This is a genomic window from Bifidobacterium longum subsp. longum JCM 1217, from assembly GCF_000196555.1.
In the GTDB taxonomy this organism is placed as follows: Bacteria; Actinomycetota; Actinomycetes; order Actinomycetales; family Bifidobacteriaceae; genus Bifidobacterium; species Bifidobacterium longum.
Map to the genome: position 1 here is coordinate 416,377 of NC_015067.1, position 18,867 is coordinate 435,243.

General features: G+C 61.1%; 14 protein-coding genes and 2 tRNA genes. 12 read left to right on the forward strand and 4 right to left on the reverse strand.

Going from position 1 to position 18,867, the window contains the following annotated elements; translation table 11 throughout:
- The first annotated feature begins 41 nt into the window (after nt 1–41).
- On the forward strand, nt 42–1,322 hold the full coding sequence (locus tag BLLJ_RS01720; protein WP_013582374.1) for an aminoacyltransferase: 1,281 nt from the start codon (nt 42–44) through the stop codon (nt 1,320–1,322).
- A gap of 82 nt (nt 1,323–1,404) precedes the next feature.
- Here the strand turns inward: BLLJ_RS01720 and BLLJ_RS01725 are convergent, their stop codons facing one another.
- From BLLJ_RS01725 to BLLJ_RS01735, 3 genes are all read right to left on the reverse strand, one after another.
- The gene (locus BLLJ_RS01725; RefSeq protein ID WP_007054825.1) at nt 1,405–2,406 is read right to left on the reverse strand and encodes an AEC family transporter; all 1,002 of its coding nucleotides are present in this window, start codon (nt 2,404–2,406) and stop codon (nt 1,405–1,407) included.
- Between the two features lie 191 nt (nt 2,407–2,597).
- Nucleotides 2,598–2,678 (reverse strand) — tRNA-Leu (locus tag BLLJ_RS01730).
- A gap of 87 nt (nt 2,679–2,765) precedes the next feature.
- A tRNA-Thr gene (locus tag BLLJ_RS01735) sits at nt 2,766–2,838 on the reverse strand.
- 288 nt (nt 2,839–3,126) lie between these two features.
- Here BLLJ_RS01735 and pgi point away from each other — a divergent pair.
- The 8 genes from pgi to araA all read left to right on the forward strand — a co-directional run bounded on the left by pgi (nt 3,127) and on the right by araA (nt 13,377).
- A complete protein-coding gene (gene pgi, locus BLLJ_RS01740; RefSeq protein ID WP_007057834.1) occupies nt 3,127–4,827 on the forward strand; it encodes a glucose-6-phosphate isomerase in 1,701 nt (566 codons plus the stop codon).
- A gap of 631 nt (nt 4,828–5,458) precedes the next feature.
- Nucleotides 5,459–5,824 (forward strand): 50S ribosomal protein L19, encoded by a 366-nt coding sequence (gene rplS, locus BLLJ_RS01745; protein WP_007051394.1) that lies wholly within the window; start codon nt 5,459–5,461, stop codon nt 5,822–5,824.
- A gap of 166 nt (nt 5,825–5,990) precedes the next feature.
- Nucleotides 5,991–6,848, forward strand: coding sequence for a signal peptidase I (lepB, locus tag BLLJ_RS01750; protein ID WP_007057862.1), 858 nt, complete (start codon nt 5,991–5,993; stop codon nt 6,846–6,848).
- Nucleotides 6,849–6,967: 119 nt separating this feature from the next.
- Nucleotides 6,968–7,807: a ribonuclease HII gene (locus BLLJ_RS01755; RefSeq protein WP_007057855.1), complete on the forward strand. Its 840-nt coding sequence runs from the start codon at nt 6,968–6,970 to the stop codon at nt 7,805–7,807.
- Between the two features lie 126 nt (nt 7,808–7,933).
- Entirely contained in the window at nt 7,934–9,049 is a 1,116-nt protein-coding gene (locus BLLJ_RS01760) for a LacI family DNA-binding transcriptional regulator (RefSeq protein WP_007057860.1), read from the forward strand.
- Nucleotides 9,050–9,204: 155 nt separating this feature from the next.
- Entirely contained in the window at nt 9,205–10,851 is a 1,647-nt protein-coding gene (locus tag BLLJ_RS01765; protein WP_013582375.1) for a xylulokinase, read from the forward strand.
- An 84-nt stretch (nt 10,852–10,935) separates the two neighbouring features.
- A complete protein-coding gene (locus tag BLLJ_RS01770) occupies nt 10,936–11,628 on the forward strand; it encodes an L-ribulose-5-phosphate 4-epimerase (RefSeq protein WP_007051389.1) in 693 nt (230 codons plus the stop codon).
- Between the two features lie 231 nt (nt 11,629–11,859).
- Nucleotides 11,860–13,377 carry an L-arabinose isomerase gene (gene araA, locus BLLJ_RS01775; RefSeq protein WP_007051388.1) on the forward strand — a complete coding sequence of 506 codons (1,518 nt, stop codon included), beginning with the start codon at nt 11,860–11,862 and terminating at the stop codon, nt 13,375–13,377.
- A 183-nt stretch (nt 13,378–13,560) separates the two neighbouring features.
- Here the strand turns inward: araA and BLLJ_RS01780 are convergent, their stop codons facing one another.
- Nucleotides 13,561–14,277 (reverse strand): gamma-glutamyl-gamma-aminobutyrate hydrolase family protein, encoded by a 717-nt coding sequence (locus BLLJ_RS01780; protein ID WP_007057865.1) that lies wholly within the window; start codon nt 14,275–14,277, stop codon nt 13,561–13,563.
- Nucleotides 14,278–14,550: 273 nt separating this feature from the next.
- On the opposite strand from BLLJ_RS01780, the gene BLLJ_RS11095 reads away from it, so the two are divergent.
- The 3 genes from BLLJ_RS11095 (at nt 14,551) to BLLJ_RS01795 (ending at nt 18,861) form a co-directional block, all read left to right on the forward strand.
- Complete coding sequence (locus BLLJ_RS11095; protein WP_007054834.1) at nt 14,551–16,125, forward strand: hypothetical protein; 1,575 nt, start codon at nt 14,551–14,553, stop codon at nt 16,123–16,125.
- Between the two features lie 148 nt (nt 16,126–16,273).
- Entirely contained in the window at nt 16,274–17,641 is a 1,368-nt protein-coding gene (locus BLLJ_RS01790) for an ABC transporter permease (protein ID WP_007054835.1), read from the forward strand.
- Entirely contained in the window at nt 17,638–18,861 is a 1,224-nt protein-coding gene (locus tag BLLJ_RS01795; protein ID WP_007054836.1) for an ABC transporter permease, read from the forward strand. Before BLLJ_RS01790 ends, BLLJ_RS01795 begins: the two co-directional genes overlap by 4 nt.
- Nucleotides 18,862–18,867 lie beyond the last annotated feature (6 nt).

An 18,867-nucleotide genomic window follows, 5' to 3' on the forward strand; every position in this document is an offset into this window, starting at 1 on the left:
GGCGAGCACGGACACAGAAATAAGGCACAGGTGACGACGAGATGAGCGCGACTGCGAATCGAACAGATACGACGTATACGTTTGGCGTGATTACGCCCGAAGAGCTCGACCGGCTTTCCGAAGCCACAAGCCAGGGCAGCTTCCAGCAATGGTCCGGGCAGGTCCGTCTTGCCAAGATTCGTGGGCATGAAGCCGAATGCGTTGGCGTGTGCGACGCATCCGGCAATCTGGTAACCGGCTGCGTAATTCTGTACCTCAATGGTCGTTTCGGTGCAGATGGCTCCGTATATTTCGGCCCCATCGGCATTAGCGATGATCCGGCTCTGCTGCGGGCCATAACCGAGGCGATTTGCGAATCAGCCCGTCGCCACCATGCTGTTTCCGTAGCATGCTGGCCTAACGTCGCCTACCGTCTGTATTCCTCGGACGGGCAGCCCGACGGCGAGCCGAACGATGCACTACTGGCCGGATTCGCCGATGCCGGCTGGACGCATGGCGGATTCCATACCGGTTATGACGTGGTCTGTCAGTGGATGTACGTCAAGGATCTCACCGGCATCACCAACGGCAAGGAACTGCTGGCGTCATTCGGCAAACGTGCTCAGTGGAGTGTCAAGCGGGCGCAGTCGATGGGTGTGCACGTTCGTGAGATCGGCCCCGACGAGTTCGACGTGTTCGCCGATATCGAACGGCGGACCGGTGAACGCCGTGGGTTCGCGACGCGTGGCGCGGACTATTTCCGCCAGTTCAAGCAGGCGTATGGCGCAGATGCGCATTTCATGCTCGCGGAAATCCACATCGCCGAATATGTGGCGGATATGACCGCCAAGCGCGAGGCGTTGCAGGCCAAGGTAGCTCGATTGCAGGCGAAATACGATGAACGTCCGACCACGCGTATCGAACGTCAGCTGGGGGAGGAATCACGCAATCTCGCGGCCGCCGACAAGCGTCTGGCTGAGGTGGAGGGATATGCCAGGAAGGGCGATGTGCTGCCGGCAGCGGCTTCAATGTTCGTCAGTCACCCCAATGAGGTGGTCTATCAGTATTCCGGTTCGTTGGAGGAGTACAAGCCGTTCTACGCCTCGGCGCTGATTCAGTACGAAGCAATGCTGCATCTATGTGTGGAGAAGGGCGTGAGCCGCTACAACTTCTACGGCATTTCCGGCGTGTTCGACGATCCGAACGACGAGGGCCGCGGCGTGCTGGAATTCAAGCAGGGCTTTAACGGCTACGTCGAGCAGATGGTAGGAAAATTCACGTTGCCGGTGGATAAGTTCCGCTTCGGCGTGAGCAATCTGGCGCACAAGCTGCTGCGCCGGTAGCAACTGGCGGTCGGGGGACGAGCCTATGTGGGCTGCGTCTCGTCTGACCGTGCACCCGCCGTGTGCCTACTTGCGCATTTGCTCACACGCCCATCAGCGCGTGAGCCACAGCCATCATCACCAGTGAAATCATCGCGGTGATTGCCAGCGAGAAGCCGGCCAGTTTGGCGTTGCCGAGTACTTTGTCGGTGAACAGCGTGGAGAAAATGGCGATCGGAGCCAACGCGCAGATCACCATCACGGCGCGAATCGAAGCCGAGAACGGCAGCAGGAGCCACGCGATCAACGCGAAGGCGACGCTGAACGGTATACGCCAAGCGATGACGGCCATGACTTCCTTCACGTCATGCTTGGATTGGGGCAGGTCCATGAGCATGCCCACCATCAGCATCGACACCAGCGCGTTGGCGCCGCTCAATGGCTGGGTTATAGAGGCGATCCAATCGGGAATCTTCACGTTGGCGACGGTCAACACGATCATGAGCAGATACGTGTCGAACGGCACCGAGCCGAAGAAGCTCTTGCCGATGGTGCGCAGCAATGCGCGGCGGGCAAGCCGTTTGGCGTCGCGATCCTTGGGCTTTTCGTACGGTAGGGTGGGAGCCGAACCGGCGTGTTGTTCGGCAAGTGTTTTGCCGGGCTGAATATGCAGCAGTTGCTGGGTGAGCACATTGGTGCCGGCGGCCACCATCACGCAGTTGCCGATATCGAACATCGCAGCCGGCACCACCGCGCCCGCACCCCAGAATGACTGGACGACCGGGAAAGAAAAACAGCCGAGATTGAAGCCGGCACCGTTGAGCATCAGGAAGGCGCGGTCGGTCACATTGCGCTTGCGGGTGGCCAGAAAGATGAACACGACCGGGATAAAAGCAAACAGGAATGCGAATACCGAAATAAGCAGCAGCGAGATGTCATGCGGATTGGTGGCGAACGAGTATACGATGGCACCGGGCAGCACGATGTTGAATTCCGCGGTTTGCAACACGCGATAATCCTTCTGCCCGAACAGGCCGAACCGCTTGAACAGATAGCCGGCGAGAATGATCAGCAACAGACCAACCGGCGTAAGAATGGCGGACATACACTTCTCTCCTTGACTCACACAGGCTCATGGCGCACAGGCTCAGACCCACAATGCTGTGACCATTATATTTGCCGCCTTGGCATTGCCATATGTAGAGGCGTCCGCAAGGGCTTGCAATTGCCTCACGCATATACGAAAAGCCTCCCGGAATCGTTGGCAATCCAATGCTTCCAAGAGGCTCAAGCCGGTGCGCGAGATGGGACTTGAACCCACACGTCAAAGACACAGGAACCTAAATCCTGCGCGTCTACCAATTCCGCCACTCGCGCGTGCATATCCGCGTTTCCACAGGTGTGGAAGATATACAAAACCCTAGGCCGGACAGCCATTACAGACCAGCCAGCCTAGGGCATCCGAGCCACTTGTCAGAATCGAACTGACGACCTGCTCATTACGAGTGAGCCGCTCTACCGACTGAGCTAAAGTGGCTTGGTTCGCGGAAGGCATTTCGCCAGCCGCGCACAAGAAATTAAGTATAAGACATCCCCGCGAAAAGTCCAATCGGCGGCTTGGCAGTTGTGTCGCGACCGCTCAGTCGAAGATGACGGTTGCGCCGCGCCATGAACTGTTCGATAATGCAAACGATGGCAATCCGACATCGCTGACTCATTTTGTTCTGTTCATGTCCGAATTTGTGAGTATTCTGTTTGGTGATACGGAGCGCATCCGAGCCGTGAGCGAAGGCGCTCCAGTCACTGATGAAAGGAATGGAATCCTATGGCCATCAATCCGCCCGTTGACGCCACCCAGACCCCTGAGTGGGCTGCCCTGCAGAAGCACTATGACGAGCTCCAGGCCGAAGGCGTGAGCCTCAAGAAGTGGTTCGCCGAGGACGCCGAGCGTGTCGACAAGCTGTCCTTCGACGCCGGCGACCTGCACTTCGATCTGTCCAAGAACCTGATCAAGCCGGAAACCCTCCAGCTGTTCGCCAACCTTGCCAAGGCCGTCAAGCTCGATGAGCGCACCAAGGCTATGTACACCGGCGTGCACATCAACAACACCGAAGACCGCGCCGTGCTGCACACCGCGCTGCGCCGCCCGGTCGAAGACGAGGGCAAGTACATCGTTGACGGCCAGGACACCGTCAAGGACGTGCGCGAGACACTCGACAAGATCTACGCTTTCGCTGACGACGTGCGTTCCGGCAAGTGGACCGGTGTGACCGGCCGCAAGATCGAGACCGTGGTCAACATCGGCATCGGCGGCTCCGACCTGGGCCCCGTCATGGTGTACGAAGCTCTGAAGCCGTACGCTGACGCTGGCATCTCCGCCCGCTACATCTCCAACATCGACCCGAACGACCTGGCCGAGAAGACCAAGGGCCTCGACCCGGAGACCACCCTGTTCATCATCGTCTCCAAGACCTTCACCACCCTGGAGACCCTGACCAACGCTCGCGAAGCCCGCACCTGGCTGCTCGAAGAGCTCACCGCCAACGGCGCCATCGCCGAGGGCGACGAGGCTCAGAAGGCCGAGGCCATCAAGAAGCACTTCGTCGCCGTCTCCACCAACCTAGAGAAGGTCGAGGAGTTCGGCATCGACCCGAACAACGCGTTCGGCTTCTGGAACTGGGTTGGCGGCCGTTACTCCGTCGATTCCGCCGTCGGCACCTCCCTGGCCGTGATCTTCGGCCCGGCCCGTTTCGAGGAGTTCCTGCACGGCTTCCACGAGATCGACGAGTACTTCGCCAACACCCCGTTCGAGAAGAACGTCGTGGTGCTGCTCGGCATGCTGAACGTCTGGTACCGCAACTTCTTCAAGGTTGCTTCCCACGCCGTGCTGCCGTACGACCAGTACCTGCACCGCTTCCCGGCTTACCTGCAGCAGCTGACCATGGAGTCCAACGGCAAGTCCGTGCGTTGGGACGGCACCCCCGTCACCTCCGAGACCGGCGAGATCTTCTGGGGCGAGCCTGGCACCAACGGCCAGCACGCCTTCTACCAGCTGATTCACCAGGGCACCCAGCTCATTCCGGCCGACTTCATCGCGTTCGTCAACACCCCGAACCCGACCAAGGACGGCGACCAGGACGTGCACGAGCTGTTCCTGGGCAACTACTTCGCTCAGACCAAGGCTCTGGCATTCGGCAAGACCGCTGACGAGGTTCGCGCCGAGGGTACTCCGGAAGAGATCGTTCCGGCCCGCGTGTTCTCCGGCAACCGTCCGACCACCTCCATCTTCGGTGTGGCTCTGACCCCGTTCGCACTCGGCGAGCTCATCGCCCTGTACGAGCACATCACCTTCGTGGAAGGCACCGTCTGGGGCCTCGACTCCTACGACCAGTGGGGCGTCGAGCTCGGCAAGCAGCTTGCCAAGCAGATCACCCCGGCCATCTCCCAGGACGACGACGCCCTCGCCGCCCAGGACGCCTCCACCCAGAGCCTGATCAAGTTCTACCGCGCAAATCGCGAATTCTGATTCGCTTTGCTCGGTCAGAATTCGTGATTCGCGCGACCGCGGCTGTGCTGTCTGGTGGGCAGTCTGGCGACTGCCCACGTCGCGAATTCTGATTCGCTTTTCTAGCTCCCCTCAATACTGAGGGGAGCTGTCAGCGAAGCTGACTGAGAGGGAGTTATGGAACGCTCCGTATGCTCCCCCCTCAACTATGACTGTTGCCGGCGGCGAAACTACTGGAATAATCACCGTCCATCGGACTCTCACCTTCTTCAAGCCGTGCGCTGAAACGCCAAATCAATACCATCGTCGGTATCCATGCGACCAGCAGGAGGGACGGAAAGTATTCGAATCCGCCATCCGTGCTGCCTCGGCCAAACTGATGCGTTAATAACGGAGAGAGACGACGACACGCCGATACTGTCCGCAATAATCCGTAAAATGGTCGATTGCTGTGTCGAGAAGTGGGCCGCCGCATAAGCCCACGTCTCCATGGGTCCAGCCCGAACGGCCGCAAGGCCTGACTTTCGGCGGATCGGCAGGCTTCCCAAGGGCAAACTCGAGGGATAACGAGAACAGGCCAACGCGCGCGATGCGTAATCGCGTGGATGGCCCCAGATCTGTGGCTGATATGCGGCAGCACTGAAGGAAAACAATGGTTAACGCTGTTGAGGCTTTTGACGCCAAGCACATGAAGCCGGCCGAGGAAATCCCGGCCTTCCGTCCCGGCGACACCGTCGACGTGAACGTGAAGATCCAGGAAGGCAACAACTCCCGTATCCAGACCTTCACCGGCGTGGTGATCGCTCGTAAGGGCGCTGGCGTGCGTGAGACCTTCGTGGTCCGCAAGATCAGCTTCGGCACTGGTGTGGAGCGTCGCTTCCCGGTGCACTCCCCGTCCATCGACTCCATCAAGCTCGTGCGTAAGGGCCGTGTGCGCCGCGCCAAGCTGTACTACCTGCGCGCTCTGCGCGGTAAGGCCGCTCGTATTGCCGAGCGCCGCGACAACTCTGCTAAGTGAGTCGATTCGCGGGTGCAATCGTGAGCCTGATGATGCAGGCGCGCGAATAAACCGTGAAATTCAGCCCGGAACCGTTTCGGTTTCGGGCTGTTTTCGTATTTTCCACGTATGATGGACGGGCGCCGGCACCCCTCATATCCGGCAGCATGAATCGCGAGGAGATGGTATGCAGGACGATCAGGATAACGGCGAATTCCCGATTTCCGACAATCCGGAGAGCAACCAGACCTCGTATGATGACGAGGCCGATGCCCGCGATTCCCGTACGTTCCAAGTCGCCGACCACGGCATCGCCCTGTCCCCGGTTCCCCCGGCACCGGCGCGCCCGGCGCACGCCGCTTCTTCCGCTGGCGCGGGTGCAGCCGCTGGCGCGAATGCCGCGGCAGCATCATCGTCAGATGATGACCACTTCACCCTACGCGACTTTTTCCTGTGGTGCGGCGTTCCCGTGCTTATCGTGCTGCTGATTCGCATTTTCGCCGTCGGCTTTTACGAGATTCCTTCGCGCTCGATGATGGACACCATGGTGCCCGGCGATCGCGTGGTGACCAGCAAGCTCACCCCCAAGATCTTCGATTTGCAGCGCGGCGACGTCGTGGTATTCAAAGATCCCAACAACTGGTTGAACGAGGAGCAGAGCAGCGCTCCCGGTGGCGGGTACCTCATCAAGCGACTGATCGGCCTGCCCGGTGACGTGGTCGAATGCAAGGGCGCGGGCCAGCCGGTGACCATCAACGGCGTGGCCATCAATGAGACCTCCTACATTCGCCCCGGCGTGGACCCGAGCGCCTTCCCGTTCTCGGTAACCGTGACCGAGGGCCGCGTGTTCGTCATGGGCGACAATCGCGCCAATTCCGCCGACTCCCGCTATCATCAGGATGACGGCGATCGCGGCTTGGTTCCCATCTCCGATGTGGTCGGAGTCGGAATCGCGAAATACTGGCCGCTTGACCGGCTTGGTGCGATTGATGACCACCACGAAGTCTTCAAGGACGTGCCTGACGCTTCCGGCTCGAATTCCTGAGTCTTTTTTTGAACCGTGTGAGTCTTTGAACTGATTGAGTTCCGGGCCGTCTGAACCCTGAACCATATGAATCCTGGACCGTCTGAATCCTAACCATTGTGAGACGATGGGAGCCGCGCATGATTACCCCGACACTTGACTTGGAACGCAGCCTTGCGGCCCAGGGCTATGACCTTATCGCTGGATTCGATGAAGTCGGCCGCGGCGCGCTCGCCGGCCCGGTGATGGTCGGGTGCGCCGCCATTTGGGCCCGTGATTTGGAGCCGTTGGATGGCGATGATGCCGTCGAACTGTCCGGGCGGACCTACCTCGGCGTGCCGGACGGCGTGGCCGACTCCAAAATGCTCACCGAACATAGGCGCGAGGCGATTTTCGACGAACTGCGCGACTGGTGCGCGGCCTACGCCGTAGGCCAGGCCAGCAACACCGAGATCGACGAATGGGGCATCACCTACGCGCTCGGCGTGGCCGCCCTGCGCGCGCTCAGCCAAGTCGAACGCGAACTTGGCTTACGACTTAGAGGGGAATCGACGATAAAAAAGGCTTCGGGGGAGTCTGCGGGGAAGATTGTGGAAGGTCGTCCGGGAGGCTCCGTAGGGGAATCCATTGGAAATTGCGAGGGAAGCGTTCGCGCTCTGCCCAAAGTCGCCGGAATTCTCGACGGGCCGAGCGATTACATCACCAAGGCGCTCAACACGTTCGACGCGCCGGACGTGCCGATTCCAGCCGACATAACGACCAAAGTCAAAGGCGACCAGCATTGCGCCACCGTCGCCACCGCGGCGGTCATCGCCAAAGTGACCCGAGACCGGCTGATGGTCGACCTCGCGCAAAGCAACCCACGTTACGCCGCCTACGAATGGGCTCATAACAAGGGCTATGGTTCCGCCGCACACCGTACCGCCATCGCCGAGCACGGGCCGACTCCGCTCCATCGTGTCTCATGGCACCTGACCTGAGCCGCGTGCGACACGACAGTGTGAGCGCTAACGCAAAACTGTTGTGGACGCGCTAAAGTCAGTATTGATTAAGGTACAAGCCTGGCCGTGCACGGATGCCGGCCGCCAGCGGGGAGGTTAGGCAATATGGTGACCAGCCGCAAGCCAAGCAAACGTCCGTCCATGTTCGAAGTGGCCAAGCTCGCCGGAGTCAGCCACCAAACCGTCTCCCGTGTGATCAATGACTCGCCGGACGTTTCCGACGCCACCCGTGCGCGAGTCCAGACCGCCATTGACCAACTCGGCTACCGCCCCTCCAACTCCGCGCGCGCACTGGCTTCCCGCCGTTCGCGCACCATAGGGCTGATCGCCGGAGGCCTCAAATTCTTCGGCCCGATTTCCTCCATCTCCTCCATCGAATCCATGGCCCGCGAGCACGGTCTGTTCATGAGCGTGATGATGGTCCACGAGGCCTTGTGCGCGCAGGCCGACTTCGACAACCTGTGCGACACCTTCAACGAGCAGAACGTCGACGCCTTCATCTTCCTGACCCCGACCGACGTGATGTTCGCCGCCGCCTGCCGTGCACGAGTCACTCAGCCGCGCGTCATCGTCACCGCCACCCACGGCCAAATGACCGTGCGTGAGGGATTGGGCCTTATCTCCACCGAAAACAAGCGTCGCACTGCGCTGGTCGGTATCGACCAGTGGGGTGCAATGGCCAAAGTGGTGGCCTTGCTGGGCGAATACGGGCACAAATCGGCTCTGTATTTTGCCGGTCCCAACGAATGGCGCGACGCCCACACCCGACTGGATGCGTGGCGCAAGCTCGCCGCCTCCCGATCCATCGATTCACAGATCGTGCGCTGCCATACGTGGGATGCCTCTGAGGCATATGCGCACATGAATCATCTCATTGATGAGTATGGGCGTCGAGGCGCGGCGTTGCCCACCGCGGTCGTCGCCGCGAACGACAATCAGGCCGTCGGCATCATGCGCGCGTTGCATGAGCATGGGCTTCGGATTCCGCAAGACATCAGCGTGGTCGGATTCGACGACATGTCTGGCGTGGATAACATGTACCCACCGCTGACCACCGTGCATCCCGATTTCGAGGGGCTCGGCGTGGCCGCCATGCGAGAGACGCTGCGCTTGCTGGGGGAGGGCGGCGAGCCGACCTTCCTGACCACCCAGCACGGCATGGGGCTGATTCCCGCCGAGGTGCGTGCTCGGCGGTCCTTGGGGCCGGCTCCTCGGCGGTAAATTGGCCCTGTTATCAAACCGTTATGATGCGTGACACGGTATAAGTTGTGTCGAATGCAGGTTATCGGTACAATGTTTTTTGGGAAATTGTGAGCGCTAACACCCTCCCCAAGGAAGGGGATAACAACGCCGGCGCTCCAAGGCAAAGGAAAGATATGGCAGCAACCGACAACGCGGCCGAGCAGGTCGCCCACATCGCCGAGAAGATTCGCGCTGGCAAGACCACGCTGGGCATCGAATTCGGCTCCACCCGCATCAAGGCCGTCCTCATCGACGACAACTTCCAGACCATCGCCTCCGGCGACTACAGCTGGGCCTCTCACTTGGAGGATGGTCTGTGGAGCTACACCACCGAGGAGATCTGGGGCGGTTTGCAGTCCGCTTACGCCTCCATGGCCAACGACGTCGAGACCGTCTATGGCGAGAAGCTCACGCACGTCGGCCACATCGGCTTCTCCGCCATGATGCACGGTTACCTCGCATTCGACGAGGCCGGCGAACTGCTGGTGCCGTTCCGCACCTGGCAGAACACCAACACCTCCGAAGCTCACAAGAAGCTCTCCGAGCTGTTCCAGTACAACATCCCCGAGCGTTGGTCCATCGCTCACCTGTACCAGGCCGTGCTCAACAAGGAAGAGCACGTCTCCAAGGTGGCTTACTTCACCACACTCGCCGGTTACGTGCACTGGAAGCTCACCGGTAAGAAGGTCCTCGGCGTGGGCGATGCCTCCGGCATGTTCCCGATTGACCCGACCACTCACACTTACGAAACCGCATTCATTGAGAAGTTCGACGCTCTACCTGAGGTCGCAGCCCAGCCGTGGAAGCTGGAGAACCTGCTTCCTGAGCCGCTTGTGGCCGGCACTCCGGCTGGCGAGCTGACCGAGGAAGGCGCCAAGCTGCTCGATCCGTCCGGCGCCCTGAAGCCCGGCATCGTGCTCGCCCCGCCTGAGGGCGACGCCGGTACTGGCATGGTGGCCACCAACTCCGTGCGCGTACGCACTGGTAACGTCTCCGCCGGCACCTCCATCTTCGCCATGGTGGTTCTGGAGCACAAGCTCAAGGCCCTCCACCCTGAGGTTGACTTGGTCACCACCCCGGCCGGCGATCTGGCCGGTATGAGCCACGCCAACAACTTCACCTCCGACCTCAACGCTTGGGTCGGCCTGTTCGGCCAGTTCGCCAAGGCTATCGGCCAGCCGGTTGACGCAGGTATGCTGTACGGCACCCTGTTCCGCGCGGCCATCGCCGACGACGTGGACGCCAACTGCGGCGGCCTGCTGAACTACCCGTTCCGTTCCGGCGAATTCCTGGCCGGTCTGCCTGAAGGTCGCCCGCTGTTCGCCCGCAGCCCCGAAGCCAACATGACCCTCGGCAACTTCATGCGCGCCCAGCTGTTCTCCGCGTTCTCCCCGGTCAAGATCGGCATGGACGTGATGACCAAGCAGGAGCGCGTGCAGGTCGACTCTCTCGTGGGCCACGGCGGCATCTTCGCCACTCCGAAGGTGGCTCAGAAGATTCTCGCTGCTGCCTTCAACACCCCGATCAAGGTCATGTCCACCGCCGCCGAAGGTGGCGCCTGGGGCATGGCCGTGCTCGCCAACTACCTGTGGAACACCAACGAGGATCACAGCAACCTCGCTGACTTCCTTGACGGTTGCGTGTTCAAGGACGCCCAGTCCACCACTGAGAAGCCGGTGGCTTCCGATGTGGTTGGTTTCGAGGACTTCTTCGCCCGCTTCACCAAGGGCCTGCCCATCGAGCACGCCGCCATCGAAACCATCAACCTCGAAGATAAGTAAGCCTTTCTGACCTCCCTCTATTGAGGGAGGTCCTTGAGATTTTGAAAAAACGTCCATCCATCACAGTGGAAAGGAAAACCAATAATGGCAACTTTGGCTGATTACGGCCCCGAGGTTCGCGCCGAGGTCAAGCAGGTTCGTGAGGTCGTCTCCAACCTGCACCAGCAGCTGATCAAGTGGAACCTGGTCGTGTGGACCGCGGGCAACGTTTCCCAGCGTCTGCACACCGCCGACCTGTTCGTCATCAAGCCCTCCGGCCTGCGCTACGAGTACCTGACCCCGTCCTCCATGGTCGTGTGCGACCTTGACGGCAACGTGGTCGACGGCACCGAAGCCCCGTCCTCGGACACCGCTTCCCACGCCTACATCTACCGCAACATGCCCGACGTCTACGGTGTCGTGCACACCCACTCCACCTACGCCACCGCTTGGGCTGCCACTGGTCAGAACATCCCGTGCGGCCTGACGATGATGGGTGACGAGTTCGGCGGCCCGGTGCCGGTCGGCCCGTTCCGTCTGATCGGCTCCGAGGCGATCGGCAAGGGTGTCGTCGAGACCCTCAAGAAGTACCCGAAGTCCCCGGCCGTCCTCATGCAGAACCATGGCCCCTTCACCATCGGCAAGGATGCTGAAGGCGCCGTCAAGGCCGCTGCCATGACCGAGGAAGTCGCTCACACCATGTGGGCCGCCCGTCAGCTCGGTGACATCATCGAGATCGACCAGGCCGACATCGATAAGCTCAACGACCGCTACCAGAACGTCTACGGTCAGCACTGATTTGATGGAGTGTCCGCCGCGTTACGGAAGGCCCGACGTACCTTCGTACGCCTTCGCCTTCCGCGCCTTGCGGACACACACATCAAATCAGCGCTGACTCCGCCAGCACGGTGGTGTCTTGGCTCCCCTCTCTGAGGGGAGCTGTCAGCGATAGCTGACTGAGGGGAGCCTCGGTCGGCGAATGAAACTTAAACAAACCCCCATAAACAAAGAAGTAAAGGAAGTAACCCTATGGTTATGGAAAATCCCTTCGAGGGCAAGGAAATCTGGTTCGGCGTTGGTTCGCAGGACCTGTACGGCGAAGAAGCCCTGCGCCAGGTCGCCATTCACTCCGCTGAAATGGTCGACTACCTGAACAACACCGGCAAGATTCCGGCCAAGATCGTCCTCAAGCCCACCCTGAAGTCCTCCGACGGTGTCAAGGAGTTCATGGTCGAGGCTTCCGCCAACCCGAACGTCATCGGCGTCATCACCTGGTGCCACACCTTCTCCCCGGCCAAGATGTGGATTCGCGGCCTCGAAGTGCTGACCAAGCCGCTGCTGCAGCTGGCCACCCAGCACCACAAGGAAATCCCGTGGGAGACCATCGACATGGACTTCATGAACCTGAACCAGGCCGCCCACGGCGACCGTGAGTTCGGTTACATCGTCTCCCGCCTCGGCATCAAGCGCAAGGTTGTCGTCGGCCACTACACCGATCCCGAGGTCGCCGAGAAGCTCGGCACCTGGGCCCGCGCCTGCGCCGGCTGGGATGCCTCCAACAACATGAAGGTCATGCGCTGGGGCGACAACATGCGTAACGTCGCCGTCACCGAGGGCGACAAGACCGAGGCTGAGCGCGTGTTCGGCGCCTCCATCAACACTTGGGCCGTCAACGAGCTCGTCGCTGCGTACGACGCCGTCAAGGACGACCAGGTCAAGGAGATCATCGAGGACTACAAGGCCAAGTACGACGTCGACCCGGCTCTGCTGGACGCCAAGTACGACTCCCTGTTCATCGCCGCCAAGGAAGAGGCCGCGATGGTCAACATGATGCGCGCCAACGGCTGCACCGCCGGCGTCGACAACTTCGAGGACCTCGGCGCTCTGCCGCAGCTGCCGGGCGTTGGCCCGCAGCGCTTCCCGTCCGAGTACGGCTGGGGCTTCTCCGCTGAAGGCGACTGGAAGACCGCCGTCCTCGTGCGCATCGGTGCCGTCATGGGCTACGGCCTTGAGGGTGGCGCCTCCCTCATGGAGGACTACTCCTACAACTTCACCGAGGGTGACGAGCTCGACATGGGCTCCCACATGCTCGAGGTTTCCCCGTCCATCGGCACCATCGCCAAGCCGAAGCTGGAGATCCACCCGCTGGGCATCGGCGGCAAGGCCGACCCGGTCCGCCTGGTCTTCTCCGGCAAGCCCGCCAAGGACGCCGTCGTGGTCTCCATGTCCGACGTTCGCGAACGCTTCCGCCTGCTCATGGACGTCGTCGACGTCGTTGAGCCGCAGGGCTCCCTCAAGGAGCTTCCGTGCGCCCGCGCCGTCTGGGAGCCGAAGCCGAGCCTGAAGACCGCTGTTGAGTGCTGGATCACCGCCGGTGGTTCTCACCACACCTGCATGACCACCTCCGTTGGTCGTGAGGCTTGGGAAGACTTCGCCCGCATCGCCGGTGTTGAGCTCGCCGTCATCGACGAGAACACCACCGCTCGCCAGTTCGAGAAGGAACTGGAGCTGTCCGAGATGTACCACCGTCTCAACAACCAGCACTGATTGGCGGAGCGTATACCGCCTTTCCTCAGGTTCGACGTACCTTCGTACGCCTTCGCCTTCGGACGGCGGTCTCCGCACGCGCCAATCAGCGCTGGCAAGCCAGCACTGATGACTAAATCAGTCTGCTGACTGCTACCGCTGAAAAGGGGCTGTTCCGGGAAACCGGAGCAGCCCCTTTTGCTGTTATCGGCAACTCCCCACAAACGCATCAAAAATCGCCTGCGAGCGTGGATCTACCTTGTAGAGAAACTCGGGATGCCACTGCACGGCCCACAGGAAGTGGCTTGCCGGCCGGTACAGGGCCTCGATCACGCCGTCGGGCGCGACGGCCATGACCTCGAGTCCAGCAGCAGGCTCACGAACCGCCTGATGGTGATAGCTATTCACCGCAATCTCAGTCTGCCCTGCGAACAATGAAGCCAGGGGAGTGCCGGGCACCAAGGAAACGTTATGTCCGAACGCATCGTACGGCGGATTCATATGGTGTTCGATATCGCTCGGATGCTGGCTTGGCAGATCCTGCCACAACGTGCCGCGCAGCGCTGCGTTGATGAACTGAATGCCACGGCAGATGCCCAGAATCGGCTTGTCCCAAGCCATTACAGCTGGCAGCAGAATCGATTCCATTCGGTCGCGCTCAGGAGAGAGCACCTCGCTACGGCCGGTGGCGGAGGCCGCTGCACCAACCATCGGTCCCACATCCGGCCCGCCCGTAAACAGAAACGCGTCAAACCGTTCGGCGCATTGCGCAAGAATGTCGGTGTCATCGGTCAGCGGCAACATGACGGGCGTACCGCCGGCCCGCATTATCGCCTCCATATATCCGGGCAGCATCCACAGACTATCGCGCCCGTAATCCATCAGCGGAGTCACCGCAATGAGCGGTCGATTCGTAGTCATGCCTGCCTCTTTTCGCCCAAGTGTTGTTTTCGTCGTTCTGCCGCAAATCGCTTGATTCAGTGGCCAATAATGCCGCCACTGTACCGAACCAATGTAACCGGTCGGCCAACATTATTTCGTCAGCCAGCCGCGACGAGATCGCACAATGTGCCAATGATGGGGGCATTCGGTGCGACCTTGTCAATGTTCGGGCCATTGCACTTTCAGCGGGGAAAGCATGCCCCGTCCGCGCATCATGATGAACGAGTAAGGTTGACGGGGAGGGAGAATCACATGAACCAGGCATGCGTACGCAACGACACCATCGACGCGGGCAACCATCATGGCCGACCGCAATACCGGTCGTTCCTGCGATTTCTGACATCGCAGGAACGCAACGTCATTTGGCTGTTGCTGGCCATTGCTTTTCTTCCGGTGGACGGCACCACGCTTGGCCTGTACGCGCCGTTCTGGTCTCCAATCAGTCCGGCGCTGTTCGCCGTGTACTGCCTATGCAATTGGCGGCAACTGCGCATCGCAGCCAACCGGTACCTGCCAATGTTCCTCCTACCGGTGGCCTGCATAATCCTGTCCATCCCGGGATGGCTGAAGTTCGGCATCCACCTCAACGCCGCGTTCATGAGCATCACCGGATTGCTGGGCGTGCTCGCCACTTTGGGTGCGATCGCCCTTGCGTTCGACATCAAACGCATTCCGTGGCGTACGCCATTGCGGATTCTCATCGCATCATACTGGGTTTCCTTCGGAGTGGGCGTCGTGCAATGGCTGTCCATCCGTCTGCACGCCAAACCGTTGACCGACTATTTCTCGCACCTCATGTACCGGCAATACATCAGCGACAACTCGGTGTGGGGCGGCGGCCGTCCGCAGTTCCTGTTCGCCGAGCCCAGCTATATCGGCATGCACCTGTTCGGCATACTGCTTCCGCTCATGTGGCTCATGCGCGGGCGCGACCGCATCTACGCCAAACGGCTGCGTGACCTCATCGTCACGTATGCCGTCGGCGCGGTGCTCATGCAAGCCGGCACCAGAATCGTCATCGATTCCGTCGTGGCGTTGCTGATCGCCCTTGTGGCGCGCACCGATTGGCATGACGGCGCACGCCGCGTCCGGGGCATGCTGCAGATTCTCGGCGCATGCGCACTGGGCCTGCTGGGTGTGCTGGCGGATTCCAGACTCTCCGCCATCGCGGAAAACGGGGCCGAGGGAGACGGCTCGTTCTTCGCGCGGATCTACCAAAGCCTCGATCCGATATGCGGATTGCTCACCCATCCGTGGACGCTGCTCACCGGTTATGGCGCGGGCAACATCATCAATGCGGTGTGGGCCGGCGCGGCCAAAGCCGGACGGCTGCTGGACGGTCTTGGCATGAACGGCGGCGCGGCCACGGGATTCGCGGCCGGCGTGAACGCGGACACGGTGTGGACGATGTGCGCGTATACCAGCGTCATCGCCGAATACGGGCTGATCGGGCTGGCCATGCTGGTCGGAGCCTCGATGGTCTGCATGACGCGCGGGAGGACGGTATGCCGTGGCGGTGCGGATGGCGCATCGTCCGACGAGCTGGCGCACGGTGTTTGTGTCGCCGACGTTGCCGACGTTGCTGATGTTGCCGGGGGTAATAGTGGTGGCGGCGTTGCCGGCGCGGGTTCGGGCGAATCCGGCGTCTGGCACAAGACCGTCATCTGCTGGCTCGTCCTGGTCGCATACCTGTACATCCAATGCGAGAACTATGCGTTCGCCGCTCTGCCGCTTCTTGTGTTCGCCGCCTCGAAGGTGAGGCGCGAGCCTGATTTCTCGCGGGCCGACGCATCGACGCGGCCCGAGATGGACCAAAATCCAGAATAACCGACATTCGCCGCTGTTCCGTTTTTCGCTCAAGGCGTATATCTCCCGTATCTTGAGGTGCATCATGTATCGTCGCGGCTAACTAATCGGCGAAACGCGGCATGTTTCGCATTTTGGGCGAAAAGCCCAAGTCCCACAGGAGGTATTGATGACGTTCGTTGCACGGTCGGTGCGCTATGTGCTCAGAAAACGAGTGCGAACCATAGTGCTCCTTATAATACTGACCATCATAACGGCGAGCATGCTATCCACGATCGCGGTTTCTCGGGCAGCTCAACAGGCCGCCGGACGAATCGAGAAGGAAGCGGTCGGTGGATTCGTGCTGTCCAGCAACATGCAGGGCAGCATGCTCACGCCTCGCGGAGGCGGCATGGTGCGCCCCGCCGACGTGCGCAGGATCGCCCAACTGCCCGGGGTCGATTCGTATATGGTCCGTCAGAACGCCACCGCCGATCTCGTGGGGGCGAATGTGGCGAAGGTCCCCGGCGGCGATGATTACGATGCGACCCAGGAGCAGCAGTTTGGCAACGCCGCCAACGTCATGGGCACGAATGATTCGTCGAAACTCAACGTGTTCACGTCGCGCACGCTCGGCATGGCCGAAGGACGACATCTGAAGGCCTCCGACAAGTACACGTCGATGATCCATGAGGATCTCGCCAAAGCCAACGGGCTCAAAGTCGGAGACACGCTCACGCTCAAGGCCAACGCCTATGACGCCGACAACGAATCACATTCGACGGCGACCGTCAAGACCACCATCGTGGGCATATTCAAGGGCGACAGCGCCAGAAAGGTATCCAGCCGAGCGGAACTCACCGCCAACACCATCTACACCGATCTGGATACCACACGCGACCTGTACCAGTACAAGGACGGCAAGGAAATATACCAGGACGCCACCTTCGTGCTGTCCAAGGGCGTTGACGTGGAGAAGACCATGGATGCCGCGAAGAAACTCCCGGTGGATTGGAACAACTATCAGATCACGCGCAACGACCAGTATTCATCGAGCATGCTGCATGCCGCCCGCGGCGTGCGCTCCATGATGCGCGGCGCCCTGATCGGCGTGACCGTCTCGGCCGTGCTCGTGCTCAGTCTCATGCTGCTGCTGTGGATGAACGACCGCCGTCAAGAGATGGGCATACTGGTGTCCCTTGGCGTCGGCAAGCCCTCCCTGGTCGCCCAATACCTCACCGAGATGGTGCTGATCGGTCTGCCGTCCCTCGCCCTCGGCTGGCTGTGCGCGCAGGGAATGGCCCAATGGCTCGGCGCCACGGCGCTCCATTCCGTGAACGCCTCCGCGGCGAAGGAGCTGAGCAGCATGGGGCAGGTCGGCGGCGATCTTGAATCCAGCATGTCGGTGCGCACCCTGGATTCGCTCACGGTGTCGGTCGACGGGACCGCCATGCTGTACGTGGCGCTCGGATTGTTGGCGGTGATGCTGGTGTGCGTCGCGGTGGCGTGCATGCCGATGCTGCGCAAATCGCCGCGAGACCTGTCGGAGATTCGATGATGAGCATGAATGTGTGGAAGCGTGCCACGTTGGCGATCGTACGCAAGCCGGTACGTAGCGGCATCATCGGTCTGCTGATGCTGATGGTCTTCACGAGCCTGGTGGCGCAGGTCGGAGTCTCGACGGCCCTGCGTACCATGTCCGACGGCATCGGCGCGGGCATGGGCATAGGGTTTACCGTCAGCGCCGGCGAGAATCCCATTAGCGCCGAGGAGGCGAGCCGGTTCTCGCGTATCCCCGGTGTGACGAAGACCGCCTATGCGACGAAGACCTTGGCGCAGGTGGATGGCGCGCGCCCGGTCATGCCCCGGCAGGGCCCCCGATTGGACTCCGATCTGGCCATGCAGGTCAGCGTGCTGGGCACCACCGATTCCTCATTGTCCGAGGAATTCCAGAGCGGCCTGTACCGCCTGGAGCAGGGCCGCCATATCTCGGGCGACGGCGACAATGTGCTGGTCCACCGCGACTTCGCGATGCAGAACGGCCTATCGGTCGGCTCGACATTCCGTCTCCGGCAGGAGGGGCGCAACGCCACGGTGCGTGTGGCCGGGATCTTCTCCGGCAACGTGCAGGCCCAAAGCCCCCTGCCCTCGGACACTTCCGAGAACCTCATCTATTCGGGTAGGCGAGTAGCTTCCGCTCTGACCGGAAACGACCGGATCGACATGATCCGATGCCTGTCGGATAATCCGCAGGACCTGTCCGCGGCTATTGGACGGGCCAAGACCATGGCCGGCGGCAAGTACGACGTCACCGACGATTCGGCCCGGCTCTCCGGCGTCCTGCAATCCGTGCAGACGGTGCGTAATCTGGTGCGCATGGTGCTGCTGTCCGTCTGCCTCGCGGACGTACTGGTGCTGGCGATGGCGCTGGTCTTCTGGATTCGCTCACGCATCCATGAGATAGGCACGCTTCTGGCCCTCGGCATCGACAAGATGCGGATCGTCGCACAACTCGCCATCGAAACCGGACTCATGGCGGCGGTCGCCGCCCTGTGTTCGCTGGGCACCGGCGCCATGCTGTCGGGATACGTGTCTTCCCGACTGTTGCGCGATTCGGGCGTCGCGCCGTTGGAATCGTTGCACGTGGAGGCCTTGCCGCCTGAGCAGACGATGCTCATCCTGCTGCTCGGATGCGCGGTCATCGCCGTGGCTCTTGCCGTGTCATGCGCCGCCGTGCTGTCCAAATCCCCGAAATCCATTCTTTCCTCTATGCGTTAGGAGTCA